This is a genomic window from Neisseria bergeri (genome assembly GCA_003044455.1).
GTDB lineage: Bacteria > Pseudomonadota > Gammaproteobacteria > Burkholderiales > Neisseriaceae > Neisseria > Neisseria bergeri.
Genome location: POWY01000012.1, coordinates 46507 through 53578 on the forward strand (window position 1 = coordinate 46507; position 7072 = coordinate 53578).

At 52.8% G+C, this 7072-nt stretch carries 6 protein-coding genes; 3 read left to right on the forward strand and 3 right to left on the reverse strand.

What is annotated here, in order from left to right; translation table 11 throughout:
- Window positions 1–24: 24 nt before the first annotated feature.
- Window positions 25–1248: a chloride channel protein gene (locus DBY86_RS10515; protein ID WP_199901094.1), complete on the reverse strand. Its 1224-nt coding sequence runs from the start codon at window positions 1246–1248 to the stop codon at window positions 25–27.
- A gap of 63 nt (window positions 1249–1311) precedes the next feature.
- On the reverse strand, window positions 1312–2145 hold the full coding sequence (gene serB / locus DBY86_RS10520; protein WP_107819929.1) for a phosphoserine phosphatase SerB: 834 nt from the start codon (window positions 2143–2145) through the stop codon (window positions 1312–1314).
- A 235-nt stretch (window positions 2146–2380) separates the two neighbouring features.
- On the opposite strand from serB, the gene DBY86_RS10525 reads away from it, so the two are divergent.
- The 3 genes from DBY86_RS10525 to pntB all read left to right on the forward strand — a co-directional run bounded on the left by DBY86_RS10525 (window position 2381) and on the right by pntB (window position 5760).
- Window positions 2381–3922 carry a Re/Si-specific NAD(P)(+) transhydrogenase subunit alpha gene (locus DBY86_RS10525; RefSeq protein ID WP_107819930.1) on the forward strand — a complete coding sequence of 514 codons (1542 nt, stop codon included), beginning with the start codon at window positions 2381–2383 and terminating at the stop codon, window positions 3920–3922.
- A 3-nt stretch (window positions 3923–3925) separates the two neighbouring features.
- Window positions 3926–4309 carry an MAPEG family protein gene (locus DBY86_RS10530; RefSeq protein WP_107819931.1) on the forward strand — a complete coding sequence of 128 codons (384 nt, stop codon included), beginning with the start codon at window positions 3926–3928 and terminating at the stop codon, window positions 4307–4309.
- A gap of 65 nt (window positions 4310–4374) precedes the next feature.
- Entirely contained in the window at window positions 4375–5760 is a 1386-nt protein-coding gene (pntB, locus tag DBY86_RS10535) for a Re/Si-specific NAD(P)(+) transhydrogenase subunit beta (RefSeq protein WP_107819932.1), read from the forward strand.
- 415 nt (window positions 5761–6175) lie between these two features.
- Here pntB and DBY86_RS10545 read toward each other — a convergent pair whose 3' ends face one another.
- Complete coding sequence (locus tag DBY86_RS10545) at window positions 6176–6562, reverse strand: Imm8 family immunity protein (RefSeq protein ID WP_107819933.1); 387 nt, start codon at window positions 6560–6562, stop codon at window positions 6176–6178.
- Window positions 6563–7072: the final 510 nt, after the last annotated feature.

Consider the following 7072-nt stretch of genomic DNA (forward strand, 5'->3'; position numbering starts at 1 on the left):
CTTTCAGACGGCATTTGTCGGCATTCATTTGAAGCCCATTTTTCCCGATGTTCCCAATGCCCCCGCCATGCCGATGCACAAAGGCAGCAGCAGGGACAGCGGCGCGTAGGTCAGTTCCAATACGAACACAATGGCGGTCAGCGGCATTTTGAGCGATACGCCGAGAAACACCGCCGCTCCGACGACTGCCGCGCTTTCAGACGGTATTTCGGGGAAGACGCTGTTCCACGCGGCGGCGGCTGCAAAAGAAATGGTGCTGCCGAGCATCATAGACGGCGTAATCAGTCCGCCGTATGCACCGGCGGCAAGTGCCATCAAGATGACCAGCCATTTGACGGCGGTCAACTCAAGGCTGTATTGCCAGCCGGTCAAACCGCCAAAAGTCAGTTGGTTGCCTGCTTTGCCGTTGCCCAAAATTTCGGGAAACCAAACGGCAATCACGCCGATGAGCGCAAACATGCAGACTGCCAAGGGAATGATTTTGATATTGTCGCGCTTGATGAAGGGGAATTTTTGGGCGGTACGCTGGAAAAAAACGGCGGTTGCGCCCAGTATCGGACCGATGACGGCGGAAAACCAAAGTAATGATGTGTTGATGGAAAGGTTGGCCGGATGATATTGCTGCACGTCGCCTAAGCCGATGCGTGCGACGGCGGTGGCGATGACGGAAGTCAGCAATGCAGCGGCGACGGCTTGCTGCGTCCACACGCCCAACATGGCTTCGAGGATAAACAGCGTGGAGGCGAACGGCACGTTATACACCGCCGCCAAGCCCGCACCCGAAGCGCACGCAATCAAGAGGCGCATTTCGCCTTTGTCCAAACCCAAGCGTTTGCCGCCTGACGAAGCAAACGCGGCGGTCATTTCGCGCGGGGCGACTTCCCGTCCGAGCGGCGAACCGAGTCCGACCGTTATGATTTGCAGCAGAACATGAAAAACCGTCGTCAGAAACGGCAGCCCCTGCAACGGCTGTTTCAATGCCGCCTTGATTCCGATTTGCGGCTTGCCGAAACGTTTGAGCAGCCACCAGCCGCCGCCTGCGACCGCGCCGCACAGCGTCAGCACGGCAACGCGCCGCATACCGGAAGCCTGTGCCACGCCTTCGCGGAACGAAGTGTACACGCCGTCCGCGCCATAACCGTATGCTGTATGTTGTATGAAGTGCATCAGTTCCGTCAGTACAATGCCGACCAAACCGCCGATAACGCCCGCTGCTGCCAGGGCAAACCAAAGTTTTCTGCGTCCCACTGTCGTTCCTGCCGTTCAAATGCCGTCTGAAAACCTTTCAGACGGCATCCGTTTCCTATCCGCCTATCCGAACAGGCCGCGTACACGCTCCAAACCGCCGAAGTTGATACAGGCATCGGCGGCTGCCCGCGCTTTCGGTTTGGCGCGGTAAGCCACGCCTATGCCCGCTTCTTTGAGCATCGGAATATCGTTCGCACCGTCGCCCATCGCCAACACCTGATGCGGCTGCAATCCGAGGCGGTCGCGGTATTCGCGCAATAAATCCGCCTTTGCCTGCGCGTCGATGATTCTGCCTTTCAGACGACCCGTCAGCTTGCCGTTTTCAATTTCCAAAACATTGGCGTGTTGGTATTCGAAGCCGAGGCGTTGTTGCAGCCTTTCGGTGAAAAACGTGAATCCGCCCGACACCAGCATGAATTTCACGCCGTGCGCCTTACATTCGTCCAGCAAAAATTCCGCGCCGGGCGAGAGCCGCAAAACGTTTTCATAAACCTCCGCCAAAACCCGCTCGTCCAATCCCGCCAACAGGGCGACGCGGCTGCGCAAAGACTGCTCGAAATCCAATTCGCCGCGCATCGAGCGTTCGGTAATTTCCGCCACGCGGTCTTTCAAGCCGACGCCCGCCGCAATTTCATCGACGCATTCAATGGTAATCAGCGTCGAATCCATATCGCTGACAATCAGCCTGAGTTCGCCGAACGCCCTATCGGGCAATACGGCATGGTCGATTTGACGGCTGTCCAGCAACGCCGCGTCTGCCCCGTTTAAAGAAAACCCTTCTTCAACGATAAAACGCATACGTTTTCCATCGGCGTAATCAGGTTCGGGCAGGCGGGAGAGGAGGGCGGAAGGCAGGGCTTCGGCGGAGGGGAATTGGAGGACGAGGGCGTGCGGCATGGCGGTGGCTCAAAAAATGCGGATTATATAGTGAAACAGTGAAAAATGTTACGGCACCCAAGCCGTATTTTCGGAAATGATTTCAAACGCAGACGGCAGTATGTGTAAGGCAATACAGGAAGGAAATGCCGAATTGTCGGCTTGCCTATTGCCAGTCCACTGAAAATTCGCTATAAGGGGATTATATGGAATATATTAACATTTATATACAGACAACCTAAAAAAGGATTCAGAGATGAAAATCGGTATCCCACGCGAGTCATTATCCGGCGAAACCCGCGTCGCCTGTACGCCTGCCACCGTTGCCCTGTTGAGCAAACTGGGCTTTGAAACCGTTGTCGAAAGCGGCGCAGGTTTGGCGGCGAGTTTGGACGATGCCGCTTACCAAACAGCAGGCGCGACCGTTGCCGACAAAGCGACGGTTTGGGCCTGCCCTTTGATTTATAAGGTCAACGCGCCGTCCGAAGGCGAGCTGCCGCTGCTCAAAGAAGGGCAGACCATCGTCAGCTTCCTGTGGCCGCGCCAAAACGAGGCTTTGGTGGAAGCCTTGCGCGCCAAGAAAGTGAATGCGCTGGCGATGGACATGGTGCCCCGTATTTCCCGCGCGCAGGCTTTGGACGCTTTGTCCTCGATGGCAAACATCAGCGGCTACCGCGCCGTGATTGAAGCCGCCAACGCCTTCGGCCGTTTCTTCACCGGTCAAATCACTGCCGCCGGCAAAGTGCCGCCCGCGCAGGTTTTGGTGATCGGTGCAGGTGTGGCGGGTTTGGCGGCAATCGGTACGGCAAACTCGCTCGGCGCAGTGGTGCGCGCGTTCGATACCCGCTTGGAAGTGGCGGAACAAATTGAATCGATGGGCGGTAAATTCCTGAAACTCGACTTCCCGCAAGAATCGGGCGGCAGCGGCGACGGCTACGCTAAAGTGATGAGCGACGAATTTATCGCCGCCGAGATGAAGCTCTTTGCCGAGCAGGCGAAAGAGGTGGACATCATCATCACCACCGCCGCCATTCCGGGCAAACCTGCGCCCAAGCTGATTACCAAAGAAATGGTGGAAAGCATGAAATCCGGCTCCGTCATCGTCGATTTGGCGGCGGCGACGGGCGGCAACTGCGAACTGACCAAACCGGGCGAATTGTTCGTAACCGACAACGGCGTGAAAATCATCGGCTACACCGACATGGCAAACCGCCTTGCCGGACAGTCTTCCCAGCTTTACGCCACCAACTTGGTCAACCTGACCAAGCTGTTAAGCCCGAACAAAGACGGCGAAATCACGCTGGATTTTGAAGACGTGATTATCCGAAATATGACTGTTACCCGCGACGGCGAAATCACCTTCCCGCCTCCGCCGATTCAGGTTTCCGCCCAGCCGCAGCAAACGTCGTCTGAAAAAGCCGCGCCTGCCGCCAAGCCCGAGCCGAAACCCGTTCCCCTGTGGAAAAAACTTGCGCCCGCCGTCATCGCCGCCGTATTGGTACTGTGGGTCGGCGCGGTCGCGCCCGCAGCATTTTTGAACCACTTTATCGTGTTCGTCCTCGCCTGCGTCATCGGCTACTACGTCGTTTGGAACGTCAGCCACTCGCTGCATACCCCGCTGATGTCGGTAACCAACGCCATTTCCGGCATCATCGTCGTCGGCGCGCTACTGCAAATCAGTCAAGGCAACGGTTTCGTGACCCTGCTTGCGTTCATCGCCATCCTAATTGCCAGCATCAACATCTTCGGCGGCTTCTTCGTAACGCGCCGGATGTTGAATATGTTTAAGAAAGGGTAAGCCATGACTTTCGCCTATTGGTGCATTCTGATTGCCTGCCTATTGCCGCTTTTTTGTGCGGCGTATGCCAAAAAAGCGGGCGGATTCCGGTTTAAAGACAACCACAATCCTCGCGGTTTTCTGGCGCACACGCAAGGCGCAGCCGCCCGTGCCCACGCCGCGCAGCAAAACGGTTTTGAAGCCTTTGCACCGTTTGCCGCCGCCGTTTTGACGGCACACGCAACCGGCAATGCGGCGCAATCGGCCGTCAACACGCTTGCCGGCCTGTTCATCCTGTTCCGCCTCGCCTTTATCTGGTGCTACATCGCAGACAAAGCAACCTTGCGCTCACTGATGTGGACGGGCGGATTTGTCTGCACCGTCGGGCTGTTTGTCGCGGCTGCTTGAAACAGATGCCGTCTGAACAGTTCAGACGGCATCGGAAACAAATTATCGAAAATCGGAGAATTTCTATGTCTTCAGGACTCGTAACAGCGGCGTATATCGTTGCCGCAATTTTATTCATCTTCTCACTGGCGGGGCTGTCCAAACAGGAAACCGCCAAACAGGGCTGTTATTCCGGCATCGCCGGTATGGCGGTCGCCCTCTTCGTAACGGTCTTTTCCGACAATACCCACGGCTTGGGCTGGATCATCATCGCCATGCTCATCGGTGCGGCAATCGGCATCTACAAAGCCAAAAAAGTAGAAATGACCGAAATGCCCGAACTGATTGCGCTCTTGCACAGCTTCGTCGGCTTGGCAGCCGTTTTGGTCGGCTTCAACAGCTATATCGAGCCGGGCAACGTTGCACACGATATGCACACCATCCACTTGGTCGAAGTGTATTTGGGCATTTTCATCGGCGCGGTAACCTTTACCGGCTCGCTGGTCGCATTCGGCAAGCTCAACGGCAAAATCAGCAGCAGCCCGCTGCAACTGCCCGCCAAACACAAGCTCAACGCACTGGCACTTGGCGTATCGTTTGTGTTGCTGCTCGTATTTGTCGGCATTGGCGGCAGCGGCTTCATCCTACTGATAATGACCCTGATTGCCCTCGCATTCGGCTGGCACTTGGTCGCCTCCATCGGCGGCGCGGATATGCCCGTGGTCGTATCTATGCTCAACTCCTACTCCGGCTGGGCGGCCGCAGCGGCAGGCTTCATGCTCTCCAACGACCTGCTCATCGTCACCGGCGCACTGGTCGGCTCAAGCGGCGCAATTCTATCCTACATTATGTGCAAAGCCATGAATCGGTCGTTTGTTTCCGTGATTGCCGGCGGTTTCGGCAGCGACAGCGGCGCGGCATCTTCTGCCAGTCAAGAAGTCGGCGAATACCGAGAAGTCAAAGCTGCCGATGTTGCCGAAATGCTGAAAGGCGCAAACAGCGTCATCATCACCCCGGGCTACGGTATGGCAGTCGCACAGGCGCAATACCCCGTTGCCGAAATCACCGAGCTTTTGCGTAAAAACGGCACCGAAGTACGCTTCGGCATCCACCCCGTCGCCGGCCGCCTGCCCGGTCATATGAACGTACTGCTCGCCGAAGCCAAAGTCCCCTACGACATCGTTTTGGAAATGGACGAAATCAACGACGACTTCCCCGAAACCGATGTGGTTTTAGTCATCGGCGCAAACGACACCGTCAACCCCGCCGCCCAAACCGACCCGAACAGCCCGATTGCGGGTATGCCGGTTTTGGAAGTATGGAAGGCAAAAGAAGTCGTCGTCTTCAAACGCTCGATGAACACCGGCTACGCAGGCGTACAAAACCCGCTGTTCTTCAACGAAAACAGCGTGATGTGTTTCGGCGACGCGAAGAAAACCGTGGATGACATCCTGTCCGAACTGAAAAAATAATCCGCATGGCGCAATGCCGTCTGAAACCCGGGAACACGGGTTTCAGACGGCATTTTGCGCTATTTTGCGAAGGTAGGAATGGTGGTGGAGAGATTTCTGTTTTTTAATAGGCTGTATTTTAATATATTGTTGATAGGCGTATTTGGTTTCAATGTATTCAACAGGATAGGTTTCTTCCTAACCGAAAAAATAATTGTTTTTTCCCTTGTAAATAATTGAAATCAACAGATTACTAAAACACAACCTTTTAATAACACCGTAACTTTGAAATTCGTTATTCCCGCAAAAACAGAAAATCAAAAACAGAAATCTATAAAATCAAAAACAGAAATCTATAAATTTCCTCCTGCACTTTGTCTGGCATTGAATCCTTTATCTAACTCATTTAATGTATTGTCTCTATATTGTGGCTACACTAATTATCTTGCTCTTTAATCATATAATTATCAAATTCCCAAATTGCAAATTTATTAAATTTTTCAGCTAGAACCTCCCAATTATCGGCTTCAATTTCGGATAATAATTTATTTATGCAATCTAATAAAATATTAAAATTATAACTTTCCATAATTAAAAAACCTCTAGGAAATAAATTGCCTGAACAGTTCTCTAATAACCATTTTGGTGTGCAAATATTCATATCGAATAAATCAGCCGCCCCACTGCCATAATCATCTCCAACTAATAATTTCACAGATAGAAAAAAGTTATTTGGTTCATTAGGCGAATATGTGTTCAAAGGTCCATCTATATCTAATGAATATATTTTTTTAATATCATTTTCATAGTTAATCCTTAATATCTAAATGTCCATTACTTATAACAATATTTTTTATAGATGAATTGCCACTTTGTCTATTAGTAACAGGGTTTAATCTTTAAATCTCATTATTCCCGCAAAAACAGAAAATCAAAAACAGAAACCTGAAATCTCGTCATTCCCGCGTAGGCGGTAAGGACGGTTTAAAAGTTACCCAAAATCTCAAAAAAACTGAAACCGAACAAATCGGATTCCCACTTTCGCGGAAATGACGGGATTTTAGGATGAAGATGGTGGGAGTTGGCGGGCTGAAGCCCACCGCTTGTATATTGGAATCACCGTATCATAGCAACAAACCGCCCGGCCGCCACCCGCGCCCACCCAAGGCAGACAACCGTTGCGTAGCACAGGGAGGGCAGGGCAACCCATCGACACAACCGGACAGTTGCCAGACAATACAACCGAATGCAAGGCAGGTTTATGATGAGTACCCAATACAACTGTGCAGGTATCGACATCGCCAAACGAAACTTCGTCATCGCCGTTTCGTCT